This is a genomic window from Roseibium sp. HPY-6 (genome assembly GCF_040530035.1).
Classification (GTDB): Bacteria; Pseudomonadota; Alphaproteobacteria; order Rhizobiales; family Stappiaceae; genus Roseibium.
This window is the reverse complement of the sequence record NZ_JBEWCD010000002.1, coordinates 3,135,120-3,161,095: the sequence shown is the minus strand read 5'-3', so window position 1 is coordinate 3,161,095 and position 25,976 is coordinate 3,135,120. Positions and strand designations below refer to the sequence as shown.

At 55.9% G+C, this 25,976-nt stretch carries 27 protein-coding genes and 1 tRNA gene; 6 read left to right on the top strand and 22 right to left on the bottom strand.

Annotated features, from left to right (window positions below):
• Positions 1–17 precede the first annotated feature (17 nt).
• The 12 genes from ABVF61_RS25600 to aptA form a co-directional block, all read right to left on the bottom strand.
• Positions 18–719 (bottom strand): transporter substrate-binding domain-containing protein, encoded by a 702-nt coding sequence (locus tag ABVF61_RS25600; RefSeq protein WP_353996347.1) that lies wholly within the window; start codon positions 717–719, stop codon positions 18–20.
• A 110-nt stretch (positions 720–829) separates the two neighbouring features.
• Positions 830–1,657: a nucleoside triphosphate pyrophosphohydrolase gene (gene mazG / locus ABVF61_RS25595; protein WP_353996346.1), complete on the bottom strand. Its 828-nt coding sequence runs from the start codon at positions 1,655–1,657 to the stop codon at positions 830–832.
• A gap of 145 nt (positions 1,658–1,802) precedes the next feature.
• A complete protein-coding gene (locus ABVF61_RS25590; protein ID WP_353996345.1) occupies positions 1,803–2,948 on the bottom strand; it encodes an ABC transporter permease in 1,146 nt (381 codons plus the stop codon).
• Positions 2,945–3,871 (bottom strand): ABC transporter permease, encoded by a 927-nt coding sequence (locus ABVF61_RS25585; protein WP_502949993.1) that lies wholly within the window; start codon positions 3,869–3,871, stop codon positions 2,945–2,947. The genes ABVF61_RS25590 and ABVF61_RS25585 overlap by 4 nt, the downstream gene beginning before the upstream one ends.
• Positions 3,868–4,434: a hypothetical protein gene (locus ABVF61_RS25580; RefSeq protein ID WP_353996344.1), complete on the bottom strand. Its 567-nt coding sequence runs from the start codon at positions 4,432–4,434 to the stop codon at positions 3,868–3,870. Before ABVF61_RS25580 ends, ABVF61_RS25585 begins: the two co-directional genes overlap by 4 nt.
• Entirely contained in the window at positions 4,424–4,951 is a 528-nt protein-coding gene (locus tag ABVF61_RS25575; protein ID WP_353996343.1) for a GNAT family N-acetyltransferase, read from the bottom strand. Before ABVF61_RS25575 ends, ABVF61_RS25580 begins: the two co-directional genes overlap by 11 nt.
• Complete coding sequence (locus ABVF61_RS25570; protein WP_353996498.1) at positions 4,941–5,732, bottom strand: ABC transporter ATP-binding protein; 792 nt, start codon at positions 5,730–5,732, stop codon at positions 4,941–4,943. The genes ABVF61_RS25575 and ABVF61_RS25570 overlap by 11 nt, the downstream gene beginning before the upstream one ends.
• Before the next feature lie 141 nt (positions 5,733–5,873).
• Positions 5,874–7,331 (bottom strand): dihydropyrimidinase, encoded by a 1,458-nt coding sequence (hydA, locus tag ABVF61_RS25565; protein ID WP_353996342.1) that lies wholly within the window; start codon positions 7,329–7,331, stop codon positions 5,874–5,876.
• A gap of 299 nt (positions 7,332–7,630) precedes the next feature.
• Positions 7,631–7,918: a GIY-YIG nuclease family protein gene (locus ABVF61_RS25560; RefSeq protein WP_353996341.1), complete on the bottom strand. Its 288-nt coding sequence runs from the start codon at positions 7,916–7,918 to the stop codon at positions 7,631–7,633.
• A gap of 180 nt (positions 7,919–8,098) precedes the next feature.
• The gene (locus ABVF61_RS25555; RefSeq protein ID WP_353996340.1) at positions 8,099–9,355 is read right to left on the bottom strand and encodes a Zn-dependent hydrolase; all 1,257 of its coding nucleotides are present in this window, start codon (positions 9,353–9,355) and stop codon (positions 8,099–8,101) included.
• Between the two features lie 10 nt (positions 9,356–9,365).
• A complete protein-coding gene (locus ABVF61_RS25550; protein ID WP_353996339.1) occupies positions 9,366–9,653 on the bottom strand; it encodes a cupin domain-containing protein in 288 nt (95 codons plus the stop codon).
• A 25-nt stretch (positions 9,654–9,678) separates the two neighbouring features.
• Positions 9,679–11,007 (bottom strand): omega-aminotransferase AptA, encoded by a 1,329-nt coding sequence (gene aptA / locus ABVF61_RS25545; protein WP_353996338.1) that lies wholly within the window; start codon positions 11,005–11,007, stop codon positions 9,679–9,681.
• A 478-nt stretch (positions 11,008–11,485) separates the two neighbouring features.
• On the opposite strand from aptA, the gene rutR reads away from it, so the two are divergent.
• Positions 11,486–12,160, top strand: a complete 675-nt coding sequence (rutR, locus tag ABVF61_RS25540; protein WP_353996337.1) for an HTH-type transcriptional regulator RutR — start codon at positions 11,486–11,488, stop codon at positions 12,158–12,160.
• A 2-nt stretch (positions 12,161–12,162) separates the two neighbouring features.
• Entirely contained in the window at positions 12,163–12,624 is a 462-nt protein-coding gene (gene arfB, locus ABVF61_RS25535; protein WP_353996336.1) for an alternative ribosome rescue aminoacyl-tRNA hydrolase ArfB, read from the top strand.
• Between the two features lie 36 nt (positions 12,625–12,660).
• Here arfB and ABVF61_RS25530 read toward each other — a convergent pair whose 3' ends face one another.
• From ABVF61_RS25530 to ABVF61_RS25520, 3 genes are all read right to left on the bottom strand, one after another.
• Positions 12,661–13,074 (bottom strand): hypothetical protein, encoded by a 414-nt coding sequence (locus ABVF61_RS25530; protein WP_353996335.1) that lies wholly within the window; start codon positions 13,072–13,074, stop codon positions 12,661–12,663.
• 43 nt (positions 13,075–13,117) lie between these two features.
• Positions 13,118–13,345, bottom strand: coding sequence for a hypothetical protein (locus ABVF61_RS25525; RefSeq protein ID WP_353996334.1), 228 nt, complete (start codon positions 13,343–13,345; stop codon positions 13,118–13,120).
• A gap of 218 nt (positions 13,346–13,563) precedes the next feature.
• On the bottom strand, positions 13,564–15,210 hold the full coding sequence (locus ABVF61_RS25520) for a hypothetical protein (RefSeq protein WP_353996333.1): 1,647 nt from the start codon (positions 15,208–15,210) through the stop codon (positions 13,564–13,566).
• A 797-nt stretch (positions 15,211–16,007) separates the two neighbouring features.
• On the opposite strand from ABVF61_RS25520, the gene ABVF61_RS25515 reads away from it, so the two are divergent.
• Together ABVF61_RS25515 and ABVF61_RS25510 are read left to right on the top strand one after the other, a co-directional pair.
• Positions 16,008–16,472 carry a GNAT family N-acetyltransferase gene (locus tag ABVF61_RS25515; RefSeq protein WP_353996332.1) on the top strand — a complete coding sequence of 155 codons (465 nt, stop codon included), beginning with the start codon at positions 16,008–16,010 and terminating at the stop codon, positions 16,470–16,472.
• 301 nt (positions 16,473–16,773) lie between these two features.
• The gene (locus tag ABVF61_RS25510; protein ID WP_353996331.1) at positions 16,774–17,661 is read left to right on the top strand and encodes an MBL fold metallo-hydrolase; all 888 of its coding nucleotides are present in this window, start codon (positions 16,774–16,776) and stop codon (positions 17,659–17,661) included.
• Between the two features lie 241 nt (positions 17,662–17,902).
• Here ABVF61_RS25510 and ABVF61_RS25505 read toward each other — a convergent pair whose 3' ends face one another.
• From ABVF61_RS25505 to ABVF61_RS25475, 7 genes are all read right to left on the bottom strand, one after another.
• Positions 17,903–18,436 (bottom strand): RecX family transcriptional regulator, encoded by a 534-nt coding sequence (locus ABVF61_RS25505; protein WP_353996330.1) that lies wholly within the window; start codon positions 18,434–18,436, stop codon positions 17,903–17,905.
• The gene (locus ABVF61_RS25500) at positions 18,426–19,262 is read right to left on the bottom strand and encodes an MBL fold metallo-hydrolase (protein WP_353996329.1); all 837 of its coding nucleotides are present in this window, start codon (positions 19,260–19,262) and stop codon (positions 18,426–18,428) included. The genes ABVF61_RS25505 and ABVF61_RS25500 overlap by 11 nt, the downstream gene beginning before the upstream one ends.
• Positions 19,259–20,065: a TatD family hydrolase gene (locus ABVF61_RS25495; protein WP_353996328.1), complete on the bottom strand. Its 807-nt coding sequence runs from the start codon at positions 20,063–20,065 to the stop codon at positions 19,259–19,261. Before ABVF61_RS25495 ends, ABVF61_RS25500 begins: the two co-directional genes overlap by 4 nt.
• A gap of 93 nt (positions 20,066–20,158) precedes the next feature.
• Positions 20,159–21,220, bottom strand: a complete 1,062-nt coding sequence (locus ABVF61_RS25490; RefSeq protein ID WP_353996327.1) for a DNA polymerase III subunit delta' — start codon at positions 21,218–21,220, stop codon at positions 20,159–20,161.
• Positions 21,220–21,906: a dTMP kinase gene (gene tmk / locus ABVF61_RS25485; protein WP_353996326.1), complete on the bottom strand. Its 687-nt coding sequence runs from the start codon at positions 21,904–21,906 to the stop codon at positions 21,220–21,222. Before tmk ends, ABVF61_RS25490 begins: the two co-directional genes overlap by 1 nt.
• Before the next feature lie 105 nt (positions 21,907–22,011).
• On the bottom strand, positions 22,012–23,214 hold the full coding sequence (locus ABVF61_RS25480; protein WP_353996325.1) for a D-alanyl-D-alanine carboxypeptidase family protein: 1,203 nt from the start codon (positions 23,212–23,214) through the stop codon (positions 22,012–22,014).
• A 64-nt stretch (positions 23,215–23,278) separates the two neighbouring features.
• Positions 23,279–24,277, bottom strand: a complete 999-nt coding sequence (locus tag ABVF61_RS25475) for a septal ring lytic transglycosylase RlpA family protein (protein WP_353996324.1) — start codon at positions 24,275–24,277, stop codon at positions 23,279–23,281.
• An 848-nt stretch (positions 24,278–25,125) separates the two neighbouring features.
• Here ABVF61_RS25475 and ABVF61_RS25470 point away from each other — a divergent pair.
• Both ABVF61_RS25470 and ABVF61_RS25465 read left to right on the top strand, forming a co-directional pair.
• Positions 25,126–25,215, top strand: a tRNA-Ser gene (locus ABVF61_RS25470).
• A gap of 92 nt (positions 25,216–25,307) precedes the next feature.
• Positions 25,308–25,901 carry a transglutaminase-like cysteine peptidase gene (locus ABVF61_RS25465; RefSeq protein WP_353996323.1) on the top strand — a complete coding sequence of 198 codons (594 nt, stop codon included), beginning with the start codon at positions 25,308–25,310 and terminating at the stop codon, positions 25,899–25,901.
• The last annotated feature ends 75 nt before the right edge of the window (positions 25,902–25,976 follow it).

The following is a 25,976-nucleotide window of genomic DNA, read 5'->3' as shown; positions in this document are numbered from 1 at the left end:
CCGACCGGGTCAGTCCTTCATTGCGCCGAGGCTTCGTTCAGCAGCGCATTCAGAAGGTTCATGCGGCGCTCATAACCTTCCGATTTGAAGAGTGCCAGCACCAAGGGCAGCTGTTCAAGGATCCTGGGGTCGGGGTCAATACCGTTCAACGACAATCGATCGGCGATATGAAACAGCACTTCCGGGTCCATCAGCGCTGCTTCCACGCGTCCAGCGGACAGAATGCGCGCCAAGTCTTCTTCGTTTTCGGTTCCGTCTTCGGGCTGGTAGTGACGGTAGATCTGGCGTTGTATTTCCGGCGGATAGACGTGGCTCGCGACAAATCCAATGCGATAGTTCTCAAAGAGAACATCAAGCCCGGACCATTCAAGTGTTGTCTCTTCCCGTTTGATGACCCCGACTTTTGAAAAGATCACTGGATGCGTCGTTGCGAACTCCTCGCAGACATCTTGCTCCCGGGCAGGAAAATATCCGACATAGTCGGCTGAGGCCGCGATCGATTGTGCCCGTGACCAGGGCATAAACTCAACGACCAGCGTTACGCCTGCATTGCGCAAAATAGTGCGCAGCTTTTCAATAGCGCGGCCGTTTTCAGGAAGCTGCGCTCCGGCATAAGGTGGCCATTCCGGACTTGCGATCTTCCAGGTTTCCGCGCCTGCAGTCGTGGCCGCAAGACTGATTGCGAAAAACCAATAGGACAGAAACCGAATCAAGCGCATAAACTATCCTGTCAAACAACTGCAACCAGTATTACACAGCTCTGCCGCTACGGAACAGAAAAATATTTTAAAGCTATTATTATCAGATATTTAACTATGCAATCTATTATCTACTTTTGATTGTTTTTTGCGCTTTGCCAGGTTGCTTCCATTTGCTCCAGGCTCATGCTTTCCAGAGTTGTCCCCGTCTCCACGGCATGTTCTTCAATGGCGCGAAATCTGCTTCTGAACTTTCTGTTCGTGCGCCTGAGCGCTTCCTCAGGATCGATATCAAGATGCCGCGCCAGATTGGCAAGCGCAAAGAGCGTATCGCCGAGTTCGTCTTCGATACGGTCTTTGTCCGGGTCGGCCTTTGAGAGCTCCTCGTCAAGTTCGTGCGTCTCTTCGCGAATTTTGTCGAGCACCAGCCGGGCATCGTTCCAGTCAAAACCGACCTTGGAAGCGCGGCGTTGCAGCTTGTCCGCTTCCTGAAGCGCAGGGAAGGCCGTCGGAACATCATCCAGGAACCCATTTGTTCCGTCTTCCAGACCCAGTGCTTGTCTTTCGGCGCGTTTTTCCGCCTTTTCTTCTGCTTTTATGCGCTCCCAAATGCCTTTCACGAGCTCTGGCTTGTCACCGTGTTCGTCTCCAAACACGTGTGGATGCCGGCGGATCATCTTCTTTGTGACACCTTCCACAACGTCGCCGAAATCGAAGTGGTCTTCTTCTTCGGCCATGCGGGCGTGATAGACGACCTGGAGAAGCAGGTCACCCAGCTCCTCGCGAAGATCGAGCATGTCGTTCTTGGCAATGGCGTCAGCGACCTCGTACGCCTCCTCCAGGGTAAAGGGCGCGATCGTCGCAAACGTCTGTACCAGATCCCAGGGGCATCCTGTGACGGGTGTTCGCAGGGCTGCCATGATTTCGATAAGGCGTGCAATGTCGCGGCTGGGGGTCATGAAGGCGTTGCTCCAATCTGTTGATCACTACCTAGAAGGCGGGGCCAAACTGTCCTTGGCTAAGGGCTATTTTTTAACACCGGTATATCGACTTCAGGACCCCGGATTTTGTCTTTTGGCACATCCGGGGCGACAGGTGAGCAATCTATCCCCGGATCGACGGATGCCAGAAGGTAACGGCCCGTTCAAGGAGCGCGATAATGCCATAAAAGAGCGAGCCGGCGAGCGCCGCGATCGCTATCTCCGCCCAGACCATATCCACATTCATGCGGCCGACTTCCGTGGAGATGCGGAAACCCATGCCGACAATCGGCGTTCCAAAGAACTCGGCAACGATAGCGCCAATAAGCGCAAGGGTGGAATTGATTTTCAACGCGTTGAAAATAAACGGCATTGCCATCGGCAGCCGCAATTTAAAAAGGGTCTGCCAGTAATTCGAGGCGTAAGTCCGCATCAGGTCGCGCTGCATTGCATCGGACGCCGCCAGTCCCGAAACCGTGTTCACGAGCATCGGGAAAAAGGTCATGATCACGACGACGGCGGCTTTGGATGGCCAGTCGAATCCGAACCACATGACCATGATCGGCGCGACGCCGATAATCGGAAGGGCCGAAACGAGGTTGCCGATGGGGAGAAGACCGCGGCGGAGGAACGGCACGCGATCAACGAGAATGGCTATGACAAAAGCTGACCCGCAGCCCATGGCGTAACCAGCCAGAACGGCTTTCAGGAAGGTTTGCTGAAAGTCTGCCCAGAGAGTCGGTACCGACGTGGCCAGACGCACCCAGATTTCCGACGGTGCCGGGAGAAGAACCTTCGGGACGCCGGCGCCGGTGACGATCACTTCCCAAAGAAGCAGGATAGCGACGCCGAAGAGGGCAGGGATGGCAAGATTGACAAGCCGCGTTGCAATCGGCGAGGCGGTTCTCCAGATCGCCAGCCTTTCGACAAATAGCCACGAGGCGGCCCACGTTGCGGCGGTCAGTGCCCAGAAGCCCAGCGCTGCTTCACCTTCATATCTGGACGCAGCGCCGATCAATAGCCAGGCGGCGATCGCTGTCACGAGCCCGAGGATCAGATCTCCGATCCAGTTACGCATGAAGCCGAGCTCATACCGGACTGCGGCAATGCCGAGGATCACCAGGCAAATCGACAGGCGTGGAACATCCATAACACCGAGATCTGGTTCGAAGATACGGCTGAACAGGCCGACAATGACCATTGCGACGATGAACCAGGCGAGGAGGGCGGGCATATCGAAACGCCGCTTGGAGACTGTTGCCGGTGTCATTGCGCCATCCCCATCCGTTTGAGCGTGACCTTTTCCATGATGCCGATCAGTGCCACGAGCGAGCCAGCCAGGAATGCGGCCACGATGAGCGCGGACCAGATCTGGATTGTCTGGCCGTAGTAAGAGCCCGCCAGCAAGCGCGCGCCCAGTCCTGCCACAGCACCTGTCGGAAGCTCCCCGACGATAGCCCCGACGAGCGAGGCCGCCATGCCGATTTTCATGGAGGTGAACAAAAAAGGTACCGCGTAGGGCAGGCGCAGTTTCCAAAAGGCCTGGATCCGCGTTGCGGAGTAGGTGTGCATCAGGTCCATGTGGATGACTTCCGGTGATCTCAGGCCCTTGACCATCCCAACGGTGACCGGAAAGAACGACAGGTAGGTCGAAATCATTGCTTTGGGCAACAACCCGGAAACGCCGATGGCGTTGAGGACCACGATGATCATCGGGGCGATTGCCAGGATCGGTATCGTTTGCGAGGAAATGATCCAGGGCATCAATGACTTGTCGAGGACACGCGAGTGCACGATGCCAACGGCGAGCAAAATGCCCAGCGTCGTTCCGATCAAAAAGCCGAGCAGCGTTGAGGAGAGGGTTATGCTGCTGTGATAGACCAGTGAGCGCTTGGACGTGATCTTTTTCTCCACAGTGGTGTTCCAGATCTCGATAATGACCTGGTGCGGTGCCGGCAGAACCGGCCGTTCCTGGGCCCAGGTATCGGCAATGAGCTGGGTGAACTGGACGTGTTCCTGCCCGGCACGCTCATACATTTCCTGCTGGAACGGCGTATTGAGTGCAGCCGCCGCGATGTACCAGATCGCCAGGATGGCCAGAACGACCACGGTAACCGGCCCGACTGTGCCGGACATGAGCCCGGCAAACGGGCTGAGATTGGCGCGGGGCGACGGGAGGGCGGTGTCGGTCATGCGGCCTCGCTCTTGCGGTTCAACTTGTCCGTCATTGTTTTTACGATGAAATCAGCCTCGGCATCGTCCAGATCGGTTCCGAACGAAATGGTCTTTTGTCCATAGTCGAACGCGACGCGTCCATGGCCCTTGATTGGCAGACCTATATTCTGCCTGCGGCCGGTCGTGCGAATTGAATCCTGCGTTCTGATATTTGTAACGTGTGCGGGATTGAAATGCCTTGTTCTGCCAAGCGCAAGTATCGAGATCTTCTTAGTTATCTTCGTTTGCGATACAATCAGGTGTTCCCTGCCAGTCAGCATCCAGAGCAATGTTGTTGCCGCGAACAGCCAGCCGAAAGCCCATCCGCCCATCCAGAACAGCAGGAACAGGTTTGTTTCGCCTTGCCAAAAACCGGAGAGGAGGCTGCCACCGGCAAAGAGCCCGCCGACTGTCCAGCCGCATATCCAGAAAGCAAGAAAGCCAAAGACGAAGTGCTGCATCTGCGCGCGCACGGTTATGACCAGACCGTCATGTGTTTGTCTGGTGCTCAGGCGCTTGGAAAGAGGCGACTCAAACTGCATCGACCGAGTGTTTCCTTGTCAAACTGCCGTCGCTGCCGTGATCGGGGTCTTTGCATTCCGGTCTCCAGGCAAACAAAATGTCCGGCAGCTTCTCTTCGTTTTCCCCGGAAGTGCGCCTCACTTCGTTGAAGCCTTCTCTTTCATAGAACTTTCTACCCCTTGCGTTTGCAACGAAGGTCCATAGCTTGAGCCCGTCGGGGTTCTCTTCCTTCAGTCGCTCGAGGAGTGATCGGCCAATGCCTTTTCCTCTTGCATCCTTGGCCAGATAAAGACCCGTGACAAAGCCGTCGGAACTGGTTGCAGCAAAACCCGTGACGGTTTTCAAAACGTCGGCGATGAAAACAGTGCGGTTCTCGAAAACGAATTCACAATGATGTCGGACAACATCTTCATGCGAATTGACGCGCGGCATCCATGGCGTTTCATCAATCCAGTCGTTCAGGATCCGGCCACAAGCTGGCATGTCGCCGCGGTTCGCTTTGCGGATCTCATACTGTTGGACTGGTTCAATCCTCATAGGAATGCCCGGCCCTGAGCCCATCTCGGACCCTGTGTGCAATTTTCAGGAACTCGGGGGACTCGCGGATGTCCAGGTTCCGCTCGCGCGGCAGGTCGCTCTCGATGACGTCGTAGATGCGGCCCGGGCGCGGGCAGAGCACGACGATCTTGGTAGAGAGGAACACGGCTTCCGGGATGGAGTGGGTAACGAAGACAACGGTCTTGTTGGTCTTCGCCCAGAGCTGAAGGAGTTGTTCGTTAAGGTGATCGCGGACAATTTCGTCAAGCGCACCGAAGGGCTCGTCCATCAGGAGGAGATCCGGTTCGACCGCAAGCGCGCGGGCGATAGAGGCGCGTTGCTGCATTCCGCCGGAAAGCTGCCAGGGATACTTCTGCTCAAAGCCGGCAAGATTGACCAGCTCCATGTTGCGCGAAATGCGCTCCTGCTGTTCGGCCCTGGAGAGCCCCATGATTTCCAGCGGCAGAGCGACATTTTTTGAAATCGTGCGCCAGGGATAAAGCGCAGCCGCCTGAAAGACGTATCCATAGGCCCGGTTGAGACGGGCTTCCTGGGGTGAAACGCCGTTGACCGTGATCGACCCCGCTGTCGGTTGTTCCAAGTCGGCAATGACGCGCAGCAGCGTCGTCTTTCCGCATCCTGACGGGCCGATGAAGGAAACGAAGTCGCCTTCGTCTATCTTCAGATCGATATCCGAAAGCGCATGAACCGGTCCGTCATTGGTCTGAAAGGTCAGCGACAGCTTGTCTATGTCGATGACACGCTTAGACTGTTCCTTCATCGCATCGTCCAGTCCGTCTTCAATTTCAGCGGCGGTCAACATTCTCTTACCTGATGCCCTTTTTCAATTTTAACCCGTGCAGGATGCGACGCGGAGTGTGTCCAATACGGACAGCCGCATCGACGCACCCTGCACGATTTGTCAAACGCCGCTGGCCGGAATGCCGGTCCGTTCCACCTTGCGCGGAGCGGTGAGTTCCTTCCATGTGCTGAGCGCCTTGTTGACCGCGTGGAACGGCTCGCGCGGGACGAACTCGCCGTGGCCCTGCTGGTGGTTGACCGTGCCATCCACAACGGCGACGCGGCCACGGGTGAGCGTGTAGCGCGGCAGGCCCTTGACCTTCTTGCCCTCAAAGACGTTGTAGTCGATCGCCGACTGCTGATTGCCCGCCGTGATCGTCTTTTCCTTTTCCGGGTCCCACACGACCAGATCCGCATCCGCTCCGACAAAAACAGCACCTTTTTTCGGGTAGATATTGAGAATCTTTGCAATGTTGGTTGAGGTGACGGCAACAAACTCATTTGGCGTCAGCCGACCGGTGTTGACGCCATAGGTCCACAGCATCGGCAGCCTGTCTTCGAGGCCGCCCGTGCCATTCGGGATCTTGGTAAAATCGCCGACGCCAGTGCGCTTCTGCTCGGTGGTGAAAGCGCAGTGATCAGTTGCAACGACCTGGAGCGAGCCTGCGGCCAGACCGGCCCAAAGCGAGTCCTGGTGTTTCTTGTCCCGGAAGGGAGGCGACATCACGCGGCGCGCGGAATGGTCCCAGTCGTGATGGTAATACTCGCTATCGTCCAGTGTCAGGTGCTGGATGAGCGGCTCGCCATAGGCGCGAATGCCGTTCTGGCGTGCGCGGCGGATGGCTTCATGCGCCTGCTCGGACGAGGTGTGAACGATATAGACCGGGACGCCGGCCATGTCGGCGATCATGATCGCGCGGTTGGTGGCTTCCCCTTCCACTTCCGGCGGGCGCGAATGCGCGTGACCTTCCGGACCGTTGTGGCCTTCGGCAAGCAGTTTCTGCTGAAGGCTGGCGACCACGTCACCGTTTTCGGCGTGGACGAGGGGCAGGGCGCCGAGTTCGGCGCAGCGCTGGAACGAAGCGTACATCTCGTCGTCGTTCACCATCAGCGCGCCTTTATAGGCCATGAAGTGCTTGAAGGTGTTGATGCCCTTTTTCTGCACGACCTCCTGCATGTCGTTGAAGACCTGCTCACCCCACCAGGTAATCGCCATGTGGAAGGAATAGTCGCAGTGGGCCATCGTCGACTTGTTGTCCCACATCTGCAGTGCCTCGAGCAGCGACTGGCCGGGTGAGGGCAAGGCAAAGTCGACGACCATGGTGGTGCCCCCGGCAAGGGCCGCGCGGGTACCGCTGTCGAAATTGTCGGAGGAGAACGTGCCCATGAACGGCATTTCAAGATGCGTATGCGGATCGATGCCGCCCGGCAAGATGTAACAACCGGTCGCATCCAGCGTCTCGTCGCCCGACAAGTTCGGCCCGATCTCGACGATCTTGCCACCCTCGATCTTCACATCGGCTTCATAGGACAGGTCAGCGGTGACAACCGTACCGCCCTTGATCACTTTGCTTGCCATCATTGTTCCCCTTTACTTTTGCCGCATGCGGTCACTTTTCAGGTCCCGATCAGAGTTCGGGACGATTTTATGAGCTGCTGTTTAGGTCCCGCCTCGAGGCGTGACGACATCTATTGGCTTTGGCTTCAGGTCCCGGCTCAAGGCCGGGACGGCGGAGAGAGATGTTCCAGCTAGGTTTCAACTTGATTTTGTTCTCTCTGTTTCGTGCAGCGCCGCCCCGGACTAGTTCCGGGGCCTTTCTATCTATTTTCATGCCGTCCCGGACGTGATCCGGGACCCACGTCCACAAAGCCTGTCTTCTAAAACGGTATCTGATCACTGATATCCTTCCAGTTCGGATTGAACCGGCCGATCAGGTCTTCCTTCCATTCCCTGCGCCACTTTTTCAAGCGATGCTCCTGTTGTATCGCCTCTCGCGTATCCGAATGTACCTCGAAACATACGAGCGTCTTGATATTGTATTTCTGCGTGTGGCTTCCGGGAATCCCCGCTTTGTGCTGATCAATCCTACTCCGCAAGTTTCGTGCTGAACCAACGTAGATCGCTCCATGCGGTTTGTTTGCAAGAATGTATACGAAATGGGTCATTGGTCCTTTTTGAGTGCTTGTGGATTTGGTCCCGGACAGTAGCTTGTTGCGATGATTAGGTCCCAGCTCAAGGCCGGGACGGCGGGGTTGGTTTTGGCTTTTTGGTTCTAGAAAATGGCCGGGACGGCGCCGCATATGCTTTACCGCCCCGGACTTGATCCGGGGCCTTTATCCAAACGACTACCCCACGATCTCTGCTGTCTCGACAACCGCGTGGAAGAGCACATCCGCGCCGGCCTTGGCCCACTCGCGCGTGATTTCCTCCGCCTCGTTATGCGAAAGTCCGTCAACGCACGGGCACATGATCATGGCCGTCGGGGCGACCTTGTTGATCCAGCAGGCATCATGGCCCGCGCCTGAGATGATGTCCCTGTGGCTGTAGCCAAGGCGCTCGGCTGCGCTGCGTACGGCCTCCACGCAGCCTTTGTCGAACTCGACCGGGTCGAACCCGCCGACTTTCTCGAATTCGACCTCAAGGCCCATGTCGTCGCAGATCTTCTTCGCGCCGGCCTTGAGCCTCTCTTCCATGTCCTGGATTACGGACAGATTCGGTGAGCGGAAGTCGATTGTGAATACAGTCTTGCCCGGTATGACGTTGCGCGAATTCGGGTAGACATCGATATGACCGGCGGCGCCGACTGCGTGCGGGGCGTGCGACCAGGCAATCTCGTCAACCAGTTCGAGGATCTTTGCCATTCCGAGACCTGCATTCTTGCGCATCGGCATTGGCGTGGACCCTGTATGGCTGTCCTTGCCAGTGACGGTTACCTGCGTCCAGGAAAGGCCCTGGCCGTGGGTGACGACGCCGATATCCTTGCCCTCGGCTTCCAGGATCGGGCCCTGCTCGATATGGAGTTCGAACATGGCATGCATCTTGTCCTTGCGGGAGCCGACGTCCTCGTCGCCGACCCAGCCAATGCGTTTCAGTTCGTCCCCGAATTTCTTGCCTTCCGCGTCTTCACGGTCATAGGCCCAGTCCTGGGTATGAACGCCTGCGAAGACACCGGAGGCGAGCATGGCTGGTGCGTATCGCGTGCCTTCTTCGTTGGTCCAGTTGGTCACGACAATCGGGTGTTTGGTTTGAAGCCCGAGATCGTTCATCGAACGCACAAGTTCCAGACCGCCAAGCACGCCCAGGACACCGTCATACTTTCCACCGGTCGGCTGTGTGTCGAGGTGGGAGCCGACGTAAACGGGCAGGGCATCCGGGTCGGTTCCGGGGCGCGTCATGAACATGTTGCCCATGGTGTCCACCGCCATGGTCATTCCGGCATCTTCACACCATTTCTGGAAGAGCTTACGGCCTTCGGAATCTACGTCTGTCAGCGTCTGCCGGTTGTTGCCGCCTGCCACACCGGGCCCGATCTGGGCCATTTCCATCAGACTGTCCCACAGTCGGTCCGCATTGATCCTCAGGTTTTCGCCCGGAGCAGCCATCGGAAATCTCCTATTTCAATTCGGTTTCGACGAAGGACATCTGAGCGTCCCCGCCATTGATTACATTGTGTTCCACGCCCTCGTCGCGGCGGTAAACCGTGCCGGCGGGAATGACCACTTCCCGGGTTTCGCCGCCCGGTTCCTCAAGCAGCATCTTGCATTCGGTCAAAGTGGTGATGACATAGTCCATCTCGTGCCGGTGCCATCCGGTTTCCGCACCCGGTTCGAAATCGAAACGGGTGACTCGAACCCTGTCGTCGTCAATCAATTGCGTTGCGGTGGCCGGTGTTCGTTGCATCACGCTCTGCTTTCGTTCTTACAGCTCAGTCGATCGCATTCAGAACCGACCGAAGCTTCCCGAACAGTTCGTCGATCTGGTCCTTTGAAATGATCAAAGGCGGCGAGAGGGCGATGATATCGCCGGTGGTGCGGATCAGGATGCCATCATCATAGGCTTTCAGGAAAGCCGAGAAGGCGCGTTTTGTCGGCTCACCTGCAATCGGCTCCAGTTCAATTGCTCCGATCAGGCCGAGGTTCCTGATATCGATGACATGCGGACAGTCTTTCAAAGAATGAAGTCCGTCCTCCCAGTGCTGGGCGAGATCGGCTGCGCGCGTCAGCAATCCTTCTTCATCATACGTGTCGAGTGTTGCAAGCGCGGCAGCACAGGCGACCGGATGGCCCGAATAGGTGTACCCGTGGAACAGTTCGATCATGTGCTCCGGGCCCGTCATGAATGCCTGGTAGATGTCGGCCGAGCAGAAAGCTGCTCCCATCGGAATGACGCCTGAAGTAAGACCCTTGGCTGTTGTCACCAGATCCGGTGTCACGCCGAAGAAATCGGTGGCGAAAGGCGATCCGAGGCGGCCGAAACCGGTGATGACCTCATCGAAAATCAGAAGGATTCCGTTATCGGTGCAGATCTTGCGCAGCCTCTCGAGGTAATTCTTCGGCGGAATGAGGACACCTGTTGAGCCGGCGACAGGTTCAACGATAACAGCCGCGATCGTGGAAGGGTCGTGCAGCTGGATAATGCGGATCAGGTCTTCTGCATATTCGGCTCCGTTTTCCGGCATTCCGCGCGAAAACGCATTGCGTTCCGGATCATGCGTGTGGCGCATATGGTCAACACCGGTCAGCATTGTCCCGAAGGTTCTGCGGTTGGCCACGATACCGCCCACCGAGATGCCGCCGAAGCCCGTGCCGTGGTAACCGCGTTCTCTACCAATCAGGCGTGTACGTGTACCCTGACCAATGGCTCGCTGGTAGGCCAGTGCGATTTTCAGTGCCGTGTCGACGCTTTCGGATCCCGAATTGGTGAAAAATACATGGTCGAGTGGTGAGGGCATCATTGCCGAAAGACGGGCGGCAAGTTCGAAGGCCTTGGGATGGCCCATCTGAAAGGCGGGGGCGTAGTCCAGTTCCGCAATCTGCTTTTGAACCGCTTCGACGACCTTCGGACGCGAATGTCCGGCGTTGCAACACCACAGGCCGGCCGTTCCGTCCAGGACCTGGCGTCCGTCTGCCGTTGTGTAGTGCATGTCCTTGGCGGCAACGAACATGCGAGGTGCCTGCTTGAATTGCCGATTGGCCGTGTAGGGCATCCAAAAAGCTTCAAGATTGTTGGTTGCTGCCTGGCTTGATGCTGACATGCGTCCTCCTCGGTCCGTCGAATGGACCGCTCCTGGTCAATTGTGAAGGAGACGGAGCGTGCGTCACGCCGGTTGCACGCAAGGTGAAACCGGCAGCGCTGATCCTCTCCCCACGCTGTTCCCGGCGCTTCCGACGGGTATTTTACCTCTTTGAGAAGTGCCGTATATCTCTGGTCGGCCGTGCGGCCTTTTCCGGCTTCTGCCGTTTTTTCATGATGGTCAGAACGCCGGTTCTCTTCAAGAGTTCCCCATTGCAGGGCACCCTTTGTTCGACTAGCCTTCTGACCACTTGGTCAATTTACCCTAGGAGGGATTTGACCAAATGGTCAAGATGCAATTCCAGTCGGCATGACCAATTTCTGGTCAATTGGTGTCAATCGCATTCGTGATCGGGGAAGGGGCAGGGTTCGCAGTGGCCCGGTCTGTTATCACAGGAACCTGGAAAGGCAGTCGCACAGGCTGCGATCGGAAGTAGTTTATGACAGGTCTAAGCGGGCAGGGCTCAGAAACACACAAGAATGGAGGCTTGAGCCGGATTCAGGAAAGAAACCGGTCCCTCATCCTGGATGCGGCATTGGGCGAATTTTCAAAAAAAGGGTTTTCGGGAGCCACTGTTGAAAGGATTGCCGCGGAAGCGGGAATGTCGAAATCCAATCTGCTTTATTATTTTTCCTCCAAAGAGGCGATCTACAAGGCAACACTCGCGCATATCCTTGAAGTCTGGCTCGCGCCGCTTAAGACACTCAACCCGAATGGGGAGCCATCCCAGGAATTGTCAGCCTATATCCGTCAGAAAATCGAGATGTCGGCGGAGTTTCCCGAGGCGTCCAGGCTTTTTGCAAATGAAGTCATGCAGGGCGCTCCGCAGATCCTTCCCATTCTGGAGGGTGAACTCAAGCGACTGGTCACTGAAAAGTCTGCCGTGATCGAGGACTGGATCGTTGCTGGGAAGATGCAGCGTGTGGAACCGGCCCATCTTATTTTTACAATCTGGGCGACGACGCAGCACTATGCCGATTTCTCCATTCAGATCAAAGCTCTTACCGGGAAGGATCTCAGCGATCCGGATTTCTTCCGCGAGACTGTTGCCTCGGTTACGGCCCTGATCTTGAACGGGATCGGTCTGACACCGCCACAAGACACCCCCAGCTGAATATGGCAGACGATACGAATGACCCCTACGCGTCTTCGCGCATCCCGGTGACCGCCCGGCTTTTTGTTCTGAAGAGTGACATCTCGGAGGATTTCGTCAGGGCGTCCGGTCCGGGAGGACAGAACGTCAACAAGGTATCAACCGCCGTACAACTTCGATTTCATCTGTCGTCGAACGAAACGCTGCCTGAGGATGTGAAATCGCGCGCGGCAAGGTTGGCGGGCAGCCGGTTGACGCTTCAAGGGGAGATTGTTCTTCAGGCAGACCGCTATCGCACGCGCGAGCGCAATCGTGCGGATGCGCTAGAGCGCTTGATCGAATTGCTGCGTAAGGCGACGGAAAAACCAAAGCCCCGAAAAGCCACGAAACCGACGCTCGGGTCGAAAAAGAGGCGTCTGGACGCCAAGAAACAGCGAAGTCAGATCAAGAAGATGCGTGGGCGTGGCGGCAGGTTCGAGGACTAGTGTTCGCAACACTCCATTCAAACCTGCGGTCAGCATTCACTCGCCCGAAGCCTGTTTGAGCGTGTCGCCCTGAATATGGACTTCCAATGCCTCAATGAGTTCGTCCTGGCTGGGCTTGTACTTCAGATGAATATTGGCGCCCGATATATAGACAAGGTTCTCGAACCAGTCAGGATTGCTGGCAGAATAGGAGACGAGAATCGGGCGACCATCCTTCTGATATTCATAAAGGTTCAACAGTTTCCGCGGGCAGTTCTGGTCGTGCGGGTTCGCCTGAACCGCAACGGCATCCAACAAACCTGCCCGGGCGTGTTCAAAGAGCTCTTCAAAGGTTTCGCAGTACAGAACATTCCAGGACTGCGAATCAGCGATCTTTCTGTCGCCAGCATCATTTATCTCGTTAGCGCATACCGCTAGAATCCGTTTGCCACGGATGAACCCGTACGACATGTGTCGTGACCCCTAAATTTCCAAGAATGTATGTGTCGAACCTCTAACGAGAAGCAGGCGCTTTCATCAGATTTTCAACGCGGGCAGACAAAAGCATCAACTCGCTAACCCGATTGCCCGTCTCTCGGCTTGCAAGCAATTTGCCAGCCGTTTCGATCAATTCCGACGCAATCAGCAGACAAACGTCGTGCCCTGCCGGGTACTCCATTGCCTGCGCTTTTTCAGAAATAAGTTTGGCAAGCGCCTCAACTTCTGCGAAGGGCTCTTCCATACCGTAATCCTGTGTCTTTAGAAGGCGCAGCGCCACAACACGAGGTGGAATCCCCGTTGAAACCATCGGTGTGCGAAGGGCTGCGTCAGATTGCGTTCAGTATCGTGACTGACAGACGCAGTTGTACGTATTTTTGCAGCGATAGGGAACGCAACGCAACAGATGTCACATGTTACATTTTTAGTAAGTGTCTGAAAATAAATCAATAAATTGATCTTCTATTGATTTAGAAGTGCTGTTTCCAACTCTGAATACAGCTCGATGAAACGTGTGCTGTCTGGTTGTTCACTGCACAAGCGGGGAATCGTAACGCTTGAAAAATGCGCGGGATCGATGTCGGGCCAGTTCGATTTTTGCCGTTCTATGACCGCCGCCGCCTGTTCCGGCCGGCCGAGTTTATTCAGCAACATGGCATGTCGCATGAAGGTATAGGGGATCTCGAAAATGAGTGCTGCCCGCTGTTCAGCTTCCAGGGCGAGGGTAAAGTCACCTCGATAAGCGTGCAGCCACGCAATCCATGTAAGCGTAAGCCATCTGATAGGGTTGTCCGCAGACAAAGCATTATCAAACGCGATTGCCTGTTCCACGACGGAATCGGGAGCTGCCGCGCAGGAATAGGGGATCATCCTGGCCAAAAACCGGGCGAGCGCGTGATTGGGGTCCAGCTCCGTGACCCGCTTCATGGTCGCCAGACTTTGAGCGATCGATCCGCTGTGCCATTGCGATTGCGCGACGTTGAAGACAACATTCGCATCAAGTGGCGCGAGCTCCATGGCTCTTTGTGCGTGCCATCTGGCTTTTGTCAGAAGCTCCGGTGTGTTCGACGGGCCATAAACATTGGCCAGATATGCCAGCTTGTCAGCAACGACCGAATGCGCAGCACCGAAATCAGGATCCTTGCGGAGGGCAATTTCCATCAACTGTACCCGTTCCAGTTCCCATTCGACCGCGTTGATCGCCGGTCCGGGTACCCACGTGCCCATAACGAAAAGCTGCTCGGGAGTCAGAGTTTCCGGATCGCGTCCTTCAAGCAATTCCTTGGACGCTCCAAACAGGCGCACGCGCAGTTCGCGCCCGATGCGCTCGGAAATCGCCGTGTCAAAGTCCCTCCGGTCATCGATGTGGATCGTTTTGGACCAGGAAATTGCATCGGTTTCGGCGTTGATGAGTTCGATATCGACCTGGGTTTCGCCGGGGTCGACTTGAACAGACCCTCTTACAACGAACGCCGCGTCCGGATGAATATCACCGTTTTGAGGTGCCAGCAGAACTGACAACGCCTTGTTGTTCGAAAGCCCCCGGCGCAGAATCGTTGCAGTTTCTGGACCGCTTGCACCTGAAAAATCATCCAGTTGCACTGCAATTCTGGAATCGCCCTGAGGTGTCACGAACCAGCCAAGCCCGAAGACGGCGAGGCCAACACAAACGGCCATGAAAACGGCGGCCGCAATGAGCTTCCAGGGCTTGAAGGGAGCAGGCCTCGCCGGAGCATCATCACGCTCCATGCTCTCGGTTTGCCGTGCATCGATTGTTCTTTTGGTCAGCGTCGGCCGGTAGGTGCCCTTGGGGATTTCGACCTGCAGGTCGCAGTCGGCGAACTCACTGCTTTCAAATACGGCGATCGCCGTTCTCAGTCGTCCTATTTCCACACGGACAACGCTGTCGGACTGGGGATCGAAATCCGGGCCTTTCCCGAAGATATCAAGCCCAATGGAATAGGCTTTCAGCTGCCCGCCAGAGCCTTCTGCCTCGGCGCGAATGAGGTGTTCCAGCAGAAACAGCCGGCGGTTGCTCTTTCCCAGAGCTCCAGAAGCGCGCACGCGCTCCAGATAGTCAGAAATTTGCTGCTCGTCCGGAAAATTCAAAAGTTCACACCCGCGATCTGGATGCCAAACAATCTACTAAACTGTGTTTCAGAGCCAATCAAGGCTAACTGACACCCAAAGCCGGGTCAACGATCTGTAGCTCTGAATTCAACGCAGAATTGTTCCTGAATTTCAAAAATTGCGGGGCTCTGGCAGTCTTGAATGAGCCGACCCGGTTCACGGCCGGGTGAGGGCGCTGAAATGCGTCAAACTTTCGATTGGGAGGCGTATGTCGGGTGTGGTCCGGGAAAGGCTCTTCTGGGGCGATGCTGGGTTTCACACTTGAGTTTTATTTCTTTTCCTCAATGAGTTAGTTCATGCAAAGGGGAAGGTTGGTTTCACCTGCAATGCGAAACGAGCACTCACTGGATCGAAAACAAGCTTGAATATGGTTCTACAAGAAAAAAGAGATTTAGGCGCAAGCTCGCTCGCTGCTTGCTTCTGGCGACAGCCTGGTCTATCCAAAAGATAGTGTCCCGGAAAACTGCGGGGCAATGGAGATTTTATGTCTGAGACTGCGGTACGCCGCTAAGGTTCACGCGATTGAACCTGGTTGTATGAACAGACTTCCGAACATGGGTTCGGAGGATCTTTGTTGCTGACATAAGATCAAGACACAATCCATTGAAAACATTAGATCAAGATCCGCGCGTCTTGTGCGTGATGCCGTATGGTGGTGACACCTGCTTGAAGAAGCAGTCACACATCAATTCCAACATCGGACGAACAGGCCCCGCCACCCCGTGCAAAGCCGGTTTCGCAGAACTTCAAAACGACACCTGCGAAGGGCAAAACTCATGACAAACCATTCCATTCAGCAAACCACAACGGATGACATTCCGGACTTGCAAATCGTCCTTGATCAGACCGGATTGTTTCCAAGCGAAATGCTATCCGACATGCTTGCACCGGCTCTTGCGGATGAAAACAAAGGAATCTGGCTGAGCTGTCATTTCAACGGAACGGCGGTTGGTTTCAGCTACACGGTGCCTGAAGAAATGGCGGACGGTACCTGGAACATGCTTGCGCTTGCAGTCCGACCGGACTTGCAGGGCAGGAGGCTTGGAACCGGTCTTGTGAAAGCCGTCGAAGAACGGCTTAGAGAGAAGCGCCAGCGCATTTTGATCGTGGATACGTCAGGCACTAATCAGTTCGCGGCGACGCGTGCGTTCTATGCCCGAAACGGCTATGCAGAAGAAGCCCGTATCCGTGATTTCTGGGCCGTAGGCGATGACAAGGTGACTTTCCGCAAAGCCTTGTAACTGAGCGAAGTCCTTTGCCGCAGTGTTGGCGAAGGACATCGGCTCCAAAGATCCAGCCGCGAGCGACCACATGCGAGCTTAATGCGTGTCCGTGTAGTGAAAACCTTCATACAAAACAGAGGGTTAAATGTTGCCTCAGGGTAAGGGTTTCAAATAACGCCAGGTTTGCTGCTTATGTCTATTGTGTCTGGCCAGCGCGTTTTGCGCTGCCGAGTAAAGGCAAGTCCTGCGTTACAGGCAATTCAAAGCTCGCCCGACTAAAGGCATTGATGTGGACTAATCTTGAAAGGCTGAACGTGCTGTGACCGACATTGATCTGGAGCTGGTTACTTATGAAGGTCTCGACGAGCGGATCGTTGTCGTCAGGGCCGGCGACGAGGTTGACAGTGTTTTTGTGCTCACCGAGCGATTTGGCGTGCTGGTGGACACTTTGGCGACCCCTGGCTTATGCGCCCGGGCATTGGAACTGTTAGCCGACCGGCTCACTGATCGACCACTCGTCGTCATCAACTCCCATATGGATTGGGACCATTATTGGGGCAACGCCGCGCTTGACGCTGACACGCAAATCATTGCGCACAGTGAAGCGATCAAACGCTTGCAGGACCCTAACACCGGGCAGGAACTGGCAGAAAAAAGATCACAAGAAGCCCGCTTTCAAGAGGTTGAAATTGTTCCGCCAACGATGACGTTCTCAGGGCGAACCATGTCGTTGCATGGAGGTGATCTGACACTCGAACTCATCCATACGCCCGGGCATACTCCGGACCATGTTGCAGTCTGGATACCAGAACTGCGAACCTGCCTGGCGGTGGATGCGGTCGAAGATCCAATTCCGGAAGTCTGGAGCCAGTCGCCAGACGATCTTCGCAATCTTTGTTTATCGCTGAAGCAAATCCGCGAATTGCATCCGCGTCACGCCATTCTCGCGCATGGGCAAACAGCCGACCCGGAAATCATCGACAGGAACATAGAATATTTTTCGAAACTGCGTGACGCAATCCGCGTTTTGCCAAACGTGTCACAAGCGACTGAAGGGCTGAGCGAACAGCCACGATTTCAACTAGAGGACTTTGTCGTGGTGTCTTCAAACATGCCGTTGGAAGCGAGAGCCTTTTATCAGCGCTGCCACAAATCAAACCTGAACGCAGTCGTAGCAGCCTGTCGAGCGGGCGTTGACTTTCTATGATGCTCAAATGCATGGCCGCAAAAACCATCAACGGCTCTGAACGCGCCGATTTGACTTTCGCTTGAACCTTTTCGAACGCTGCAGACTGCACGCAAAGCCGAACGCAAAGGCCCAAAGGGGACGGGTTCCATTGACACGTCTAATTCGCATAATCAATATTATGGAATATTTTTAGATCTGCAAAAGCAGCAATTCCAATGGCTTGGCCGCGTTGTGCGTCGCTGGCTCTTTTTATGTCCGATCAATTCGAGCCGTCGTCTTCGGCCGTGCCGTCGACAATCGCTTTGGAAACCGCGAAGGAAAATCCCGCCCGGCACATCGCTGCCAGATCTTTGTCACGCCGATCGTTTCTGTCGGCGCGATTTCGAAACGGTCCCAGACGCCGCCGGCGTGCATAGACCCGTGCGGCTTCGGCATCGGAATGCTGGTCGTCGTTGAGCACACCCTCTATTGTTGTGCGGTCAACGCCCTTGGCGGACAACTGCGCCTCGATCTTGCGTCTTGATCCGCCGCGGCGTCTAAGACTGGCGGTTTTCGTTTCCGCGTAAATCCGGTCATTTATGAGACCGGCGCTGAGGCATTTCTCGATGACTGCCTGAATGTGATCTGCAAAGTCTTGCGGGTCGCGTTCGTGAACCCGGCAGGCCTTCAGAACGCGGCGTTCCAGAACCTTTCGCAGGTTCTCTTGAGACGAACTGTAACGCTCCAGATAATGCAAAGCTGCCCTGGTCAGCCGTTCAACGGTCGGCAATTTCGGCGTGCGTTTATCTGGCATCTTCTGGGCGGCTGATGACTTCAGTAAGCGCTGCCAGATCAATTTTCATGCCGTCAAACGCCGTCTCGATGTTTTCGGGCAATTCGCTTTGCAATGTCGCATAGTCGAGATCACAATGCAGGTTGGTAAAGACCGCGTTTTTCGGGCCGATCCGCTGCGTCCACTCAAGCGATTCTTCGAGGCAAAAGTGGCTTGGGTGCGGGTTTCTGCGCAGGCAATCAAGAAGCAGAATATTCAGGTTTTTCAGCTTCTTGAGGCTGTTTTCGGGGATGTCGGAAACGTCCGGAATGTAGGCCGCATTGTCGATGCGAAATCCCAAGGCATCGATTTCGCCATGGCTAACCAAGATCGGCTCAAACGTGAGCGTGCCGCCGTCGCCGACGATGTCGATTGCCGTATCGGGCTCGATCAACTTGTGTTCCAGGATCGGCGGATAATTTGACCCGGCCGGGGTTTCAAAACAATACGCGAAGGCCGCATGTGCGCGTTCATATGTATAGGCGTCCATATGAACCGGCGTCCTTTTCCGGCTGAACAACCAGAAGGCTCTCAGATCGTCGATGCCGTGAAGATGATCAGCGTGAGAATGCGTATAAAGGACCGCGTCAACGTGAGCGACATTGGCCGTGAGCATCTGCTGCCGGAGATCCGGCCCAGTATCGATCAGAACCGTTGTGCAGCCATATTCGCCACGTTTTTCAACAAGAAGTGAACATCGCGACCGGCGGTTTTTGGGCTCGTTCGGATCGCAGACGCCCCAGTCATTGCCGATGCGCGGCACACCTGCCGAGGATCCGCAGCCGAGAACCGTCAGTTCCACGCTCATTGCGGACCGGCCCAGGCAAGGCTGTCGGGTCTGGGGACTTTTCTGAAGAGCCGGAAAAAGTTTTCTGTCGTCTGCTGCGCAATCTCTTCTTCCGAGACGTCGCGGGTTTGCGCGAGAACCGCCGCAGTCATAGCGGTATATGCGGGTTCGTTTCGCTTGCCGCGCCGGGCCTGTGGGGCAAGGTAAGGTGCGTCTGTTTCCACGAGAAGTCGGTCAGCCGGTAATTCTCTTGCGATTTCACGGAGTTCTTCCGATTTCTTGAACGTCAAGATACCTGAGAATGAGACGTAAAGACCCAATTCTATTCCTGTCATTGCAAGCTTACGGCCTGAGGAAAAGCAATGCAAAAGGGCCGGGAACTCCCCCTTCCCCATTTCGTCGCGCAGTATCTCGGCCATGTCCTGGTCCGCGTCGCGCGAATGGATCACAAGCGGCAATCCGGTTTGGCGCGCGGCTTCAATATGTGTGCGAAGCCCTTCCGCCTGAGCGTCACGCGGGGCCTTGTCGTAGAAGTAATCGAGACCGGCTTCGCCAATCGCGACGACTTTGGGATGCGCAGCCAGGGCGACAATCTCGTCCACCGGAATGCCGCGCTCAATCCCGGCATTGTGCGGGTGCGTTCCAACCGAGCAGTAGACCTCGGGGTATTCCTCGGCGATGGCCTTGATCCGGTCGAACTTTTTGATGTGGGTGCAGATTGTCACCATCAGGTCGACGCCTGCTTCGTGCGCACGGGAAATCAATTCGTCCCGTTCGCCGTCAAAGTCCGGGAAATCGAGGTGGCAATGACTGTCAACGAGCATGAAGCATCCTGAACTGAAATATCCTGAAACCCTAGTGGCCGTTCAGCGCGATGTGATACCCGGATTTGCGTAAAATCCCAAGAGGTTCATGCTTCAGGTCGCGCGCAGTGCAAAGAAAAAATCGAGCACCACTTGTTTGCGATCGAGGTTGAGCGCGTCGGATGCGTTGATGGATCGTTTTACACTTTCCCAAAGCTCGACATAGCGATAGGCAGCGCGAATGCCCGTATGTATGTCTTTTCGCAGGCGATCGTGCAGCCAAACGTCCACAACATGCTGAAAACTGTCCCAATTGTCGGCCTGGCCCCGGGCGGCGACAAGGTCAGCCAGAGCGTGAACCGCCGCCAGATCAAGTTGACCGGCATTGTCGGCCAGTTGCCGAACGCCCTTTGCGATCTTCAAGCCGTCGCCGGACAAAAGCGTTATCGCGGACCTCAGGCTTCCATCTGCCGTTTGTGAAAGGTCCATCAGGTCATCATTGGACGGTACGTCATCATCGCAGAGTTCCCGGAGGCCATCTGCAATCTCATCGGCGGACAGCGACGGCATGTCGAGACGTCGGCATCTGGAGCGAATTGTCGGCAGCAAACGGCCGGGCGCATGGCTGAGCACCAGGAACAGACAGCGTTCCGGCGGTTCTTCCAGAATTTTGAGGAGTGCATTGGCCGAGCTTGCATTCATGTCGTCGGCGGCGTCGACAATGCAGATGCGCCAAGCTTTTGCGGACGCCGTGGTTCCGAAAAAAGACACCGTGCGCCGGACTTCGTCGACAGGCAGATCGGATTTGAAGCGCTTTGCCTTGTCGTCCCAGGGACGGCGCAGATGAAGAATGTTGGGGTGCCCTCCTGAGATCACCTGCCGCGAAACAGCATGATCATCGGGAACGCCGAGATCCGGCGCAGAGGTGACGATCCCGCCGAAGCGATCCGGATTGGCGATGACGAACTTTGCAAAACGAAAGGCAAGGGTTGCCTTGCCTATACCCTTTGCGCCACCAAGGATCCAGGCATGATGCAGGCGCTCCGAGCGATAGGCCTCAAGGAGTGCTTGCTCGGTTGCTCTATGCCCAATCAAGCGCCCGCGTTCATGCGGGAGCGGATAGCCTGGCAATTCATCGACTTGCGGAATGTCGACCGGTTCGTTCCTGCGGGCCATTAGCGTGACACCTGCGTTGCCGGCACCGTCTCGTTCGTACCGCCAAGGTCTTGCGAAAACGCTTCGCGCACCGCGGTTTGGACTGCTTTTTCAACAAAGTCCTGATCCCGGGAGCCGTCCACGATGGTGAAGCGATAGGCTTCTTCAAGAGCCAGCTGAAGGAACAGCTTGCGTCGGCGTTCGTGCACGGCAACCGCCTCGTCTTCAAAGCGGTCGGGTCCGCCACTGTTATCGGTCTGGGACCGCTTCGCGACCCGGCTTAGTCCGATCGCCGGCGGCACATCAATCAGGATCGTCAATTCGGGCCTCAAGCCTGCAACCGCTGCTGTTTCCAGCAGCTTCAGATATTCCTGATCGACCCCCGCTTCTCCCTGGTAAACGCGAGTGGAATCGGCATACCGGTCGCAAAGGACCCAGTCACCGCGTTCAAGAGCCGGTTTTATCAGGGCGTCAACGTGATCAGCACGGGCCGCCGCAAACAGCATCGCTTCGCCTCTTGGACCGAGGTCTTTGGCCTCTCCCGAAAGAAGCAGCGAGCGAATTTTCTCCGCGCCTGGTGAGCCGCCGGGTTCGCGTGTGACAATGACGGACTTGCCGTTGGTTTCCAGAAATGTCTTCAGCCGGGCAATTTGCGTAGATTTGCCTGCGCCCTCTCCGCCCTCAAAAGTTATGAAATGTCCAGGCAAGCGTTCCCCGCCTCCACTCGCAAGCTGAAACCGATTCCGGTCCGGTATTGTTCGAAAAGCTTTTAACAGTGTTTTCGGCAGATGTTGATGGGTCGAAGCAAACTTCTATCCAATCCAGCCAAACAACAGCTCCTGCAGCCCGTCCACGGCTCTGTTCATCATCGTTCCAGCTGGAACATCGGCGCCAGTCACCAAAGGTGCCCGGTAGACAACACCTTCCTTGCCGATCACCCGGAGTTCGCCCGCCGGCGTGCCTTTTTTCACGGGTGCTTTGAACGGACCTTCATAGACGACTCGGATCCGGTAATCGAGGCTTCCTCCGCGGGCCAGCAGAACATCGATATCGGTGGAAGCGACCAGAGGCACCGTGCTTTCCGTGCCCCCGAAAACACGTGCTTCGGCAATTTCCTCGCCGGTGGCATATATGGTTTCAACGGCGTAGAATTCCCAGGCACCGCCAATGATCTCGTTGAGCGATTGAAGACGGTGTTTGTCGGAGTTGAGGCCGGCCACAGCTGCTATGATCCGCCGTCCGTTGCGGTCAACCGATGCAAGGCCCGAATATCCATCCTCAGGATCATTGCCACCGCCCAGCCCATCGAGGTTTCTGATCTCGCCGAGCAACGGGTTTTTGTTTCTCTGGTAAATCTTGTTCCAGGTGAATTCCGGGAGCGCGAACAACTCGTAGAGATCGCCGTGCGTTTCAACGACGTATTCTGCAAGCACCGCCTGGTCCCTCACCGTTGTACTGCTGGGTTTGTCTTCAAATCCCGTTGGATTGGTAAACCGGCTGTTGGTCATACCGATCGTCGCGGCAAACGCGTTCATGCGGTCGGCAAAGGCGCTCTCCGACCCGTCAACGCATTCAGCCAGGACAATGGCTGCATCATTTGCATTGTGAACGAGCAGGCCTTTCAGCAGGTCTTCAACCGCGATTTCCGATTTGATTGCGGCGAACATTGTGGATTTTCTCGACGGTGCGCCGCCGGTGCGCCAGGCATGTTCGCTTACAGTGCAAAGCTGGTCTAGCCGGACCTCACCTTCCTTGATCAGGTGGAAGATCATGGTGGCGGTCATGACTTTGACGAGAGAGCCCGGTGAAAAGGTCTCATCGGGAGCTTTGGAATAAAGCACCGTGCCGGATTCGGGCTCCAGCAGATAGGCTTTGGGCGCCTTTGTCACGATCGATTCAACTGCCAGGGAAGGGCTTGTCGCGAGCCCTGCCATGATCGCAAAAACCACCGTGATTGCCTGGGCGAATGCTGCCCGAGGCGCCGACGTGATGTTTTCAGCCAGTGGCCAGACCATGTGTCACCCTGCCCCGCTGCTTTGCTTGAAAGTGAGGAGCAAACGGACTGCTGCAGCGGTTAAGTTATTCGCTCGCCGGGAGTTTAGCAGCCAATTGCCGCATGGAAAGGCCCGATGCGGTCATTGTGGACAAGACGCCGTGCGCTTCGGAAATGCGCTGATTGGCGGTGTAGGACGAGATCGCGCTCCCACCTTGAAAACCGTTCGAAGTGACCGGAGCCGGGAAGGTTTGCGCTTTGTCCTGCGGCGCAAAGCCGGACGAGTGCGTTGTCGGGCCCTGCTGGAAGCGGTTGTTGGACGCGACACGTATCGCCGGATTACCCGCTTCAAACGCGATTGCCGGATCAAATGCAGCAGCGACCGTGGTGCCCGGCTGCGCTGCGGATGCGGTTGTCGCAGCAAGATAGGGCCGCGAAGCCGGTGCGGGAACCTTGCCGAAAATGATTTGCGGTGGCGTGGCTTGCGCCAGCAAAGTGCCAGGACGCGTTCCGCCCGGCACGACGGAACCCGGGCCGCTGTAGGACGCCATCAGGTATTCTTCGTCCTGACCATGCAGCGGCGCGCGGCCGACATATTCAACTTTCACCTTGCCGACACCAGCGGATTTTGTGTCGAGCATCGTGGCGACCCGCTCCGACAGGTCAATGATGCGATTGCCGTGGAAAGGTCCGCGATCGTTGACGCGCACGATCATTGACCGCCCGTTCGCCGTGTTTGTCACCTTTGCATAAGACGGCAGCGGCATAGTCGTATGCGCAGCTGTCAGCGCGTTCCGATCGAAAATCTCACCGTTGGCGGTCTTGCGGCCGTGGAATGTCGGGCCGTACCAGGAGGCCAAACCGGTTTTCTTGTAGTTCGGATCGTGCTCCGGGTAATACCACTTGCCGGCAATCTTGTATTTCTTGCCGACCACGTAGCGACCACCACCCTTGGGAACAGGCTTTCCTGCAGCTACCATGCGCGGGCTGGCTTTAACGCCATATTTTTCCGGGCTGAACTTCGCTTTTGGTTTTTCGGGTGCGGAGCTGCAAGCCGCAACGAACGAAACGGCTGCAATCGTCAAAAGGCCGGCTCGTACTTGGCGCCAGCCGTTTTTGTTGCAGCTTGAAATCGATTTCCCCGAAGACGATCCTGCCTTACGGCAAGTCTGCCCGCCTGTCCCTTGCATTCTGCCGTCCTACTCACCTACGCGTTGGCGGCCCCGCAGCTCACGCGATACCCCGGCATTTTTGCCGTTTCCCAGGCTGCGGCCCGATCCTGCGGACCGGTTCCTCATGACACACTGCCCCCGCGGTGCGTCCCACACATAGCGCCTGTTTAAATCGCAAGTTTATTACTTCAAAGTAAATGAGGCGTCGAGGCTTTTGAAACACGAGTTATCAACACGCAGCGCCGGCACTGCCGCCCTGACAGTAATCAACTTATCCGCCTATCGTTCGTGTCTTTGTAATGCGTTGAAAAAAAACAGGAAAGTTGATCAATCATTTGCGGTTTTTGGCTGTTGCACACAGGTGACAGTATGGGAAAAATCGTCAAATGCTCATGATGTGATGTAGGTCACATCCGCCATTGGCAGTTCCGCGTAGGTTGACCTCATTGCTGATGACCGCCCTGTCACAGCAATGCTGGACCCCACCTCCAGCTTTGGCCGCCGGTTCAAAACCCTGCCCACGACACCGGACCGGCGGCCCTCACACTTTGGTTATGTTCCGGCGCCGCCGCGCACGTCCTGCCCTACCCCACCCTGCTGCGCACAGGCCCGGAACATGCCAAAGGCCTTCACCAAAAATTTGCCTTCCACACGAATTTTTCCGTTTTCGCAATGGGTTCGAAAGAGAGCTCTTGACTTTCCAGTCAGGACGAAGGAAACGGGTGCTCTGGCAGCAGCGTTCACGTCTTTATGGCTGCTTAGGTGAGGTGGCCGAGTGGTTTAAGGCAGCGGTCTTGAAAACCGCCGTGCGTGAGAGCGTACCGTGGGTTCGAATCCCACCCTCACCGCCACCAACCCCTTGGATTTCTAATGAAATTTCCTTCTGTGGCTTTGCTCTGACACGCGAAGTCATGAGACAAAACTCGGTTAAATCCGATGCTTGGTGGGGAAACCGAGTCAAAAGTCCCACCAAAGTCCCACCAGTAGTCTTGCTTTGTTCCATGGTCTTTTCGGCTGGGTTCTGATCGAATCATACTCCCCAGCCATCGCGGCAGATTTTTGTATTCGGACAAATGGAAACGAAAACTGGCGCGTGCCGAACGGCTTTTCGGCGTTTTGTCAGAATCATAAATCGGACTGTGGAAAAGCCGGGCGCTTGGATATGATTTCAAAGGACGAGTGGAAAGACACGCTCGTCGAGATCAACACTCAGGTGAACAGAGGCACCCGGTATGTTCTGGACCGGTATCTTCATGATCACTGGAAGGCCGCAGACGGCGTAGGGGATTGTGAGGATTACGCGATCGAGAAACGCCCCAAGCTGATCGCGGCCGGAATTCCTGCCTCTTCCATGAGATATGCGTTTGTAGAGAACAAAGGCGAGCCACGCATCGTCCTGATCGTCCGCACCGATGACGGTGATCGGGTTCTCGACATGAACACAGACACTATCTATCCAGCGAACAAGACGGCATTTAAATGGCTGTCGATTCAATCTCGCTGGAATCCAAGAAAGTGGCTAAAGGTTGAAAACTGAACCCGATCTCCCCGACCTTTTGTCTTGCTCAACACCACGGGTGCGACATCAAAGAACATAAAGAGAACATTTGGT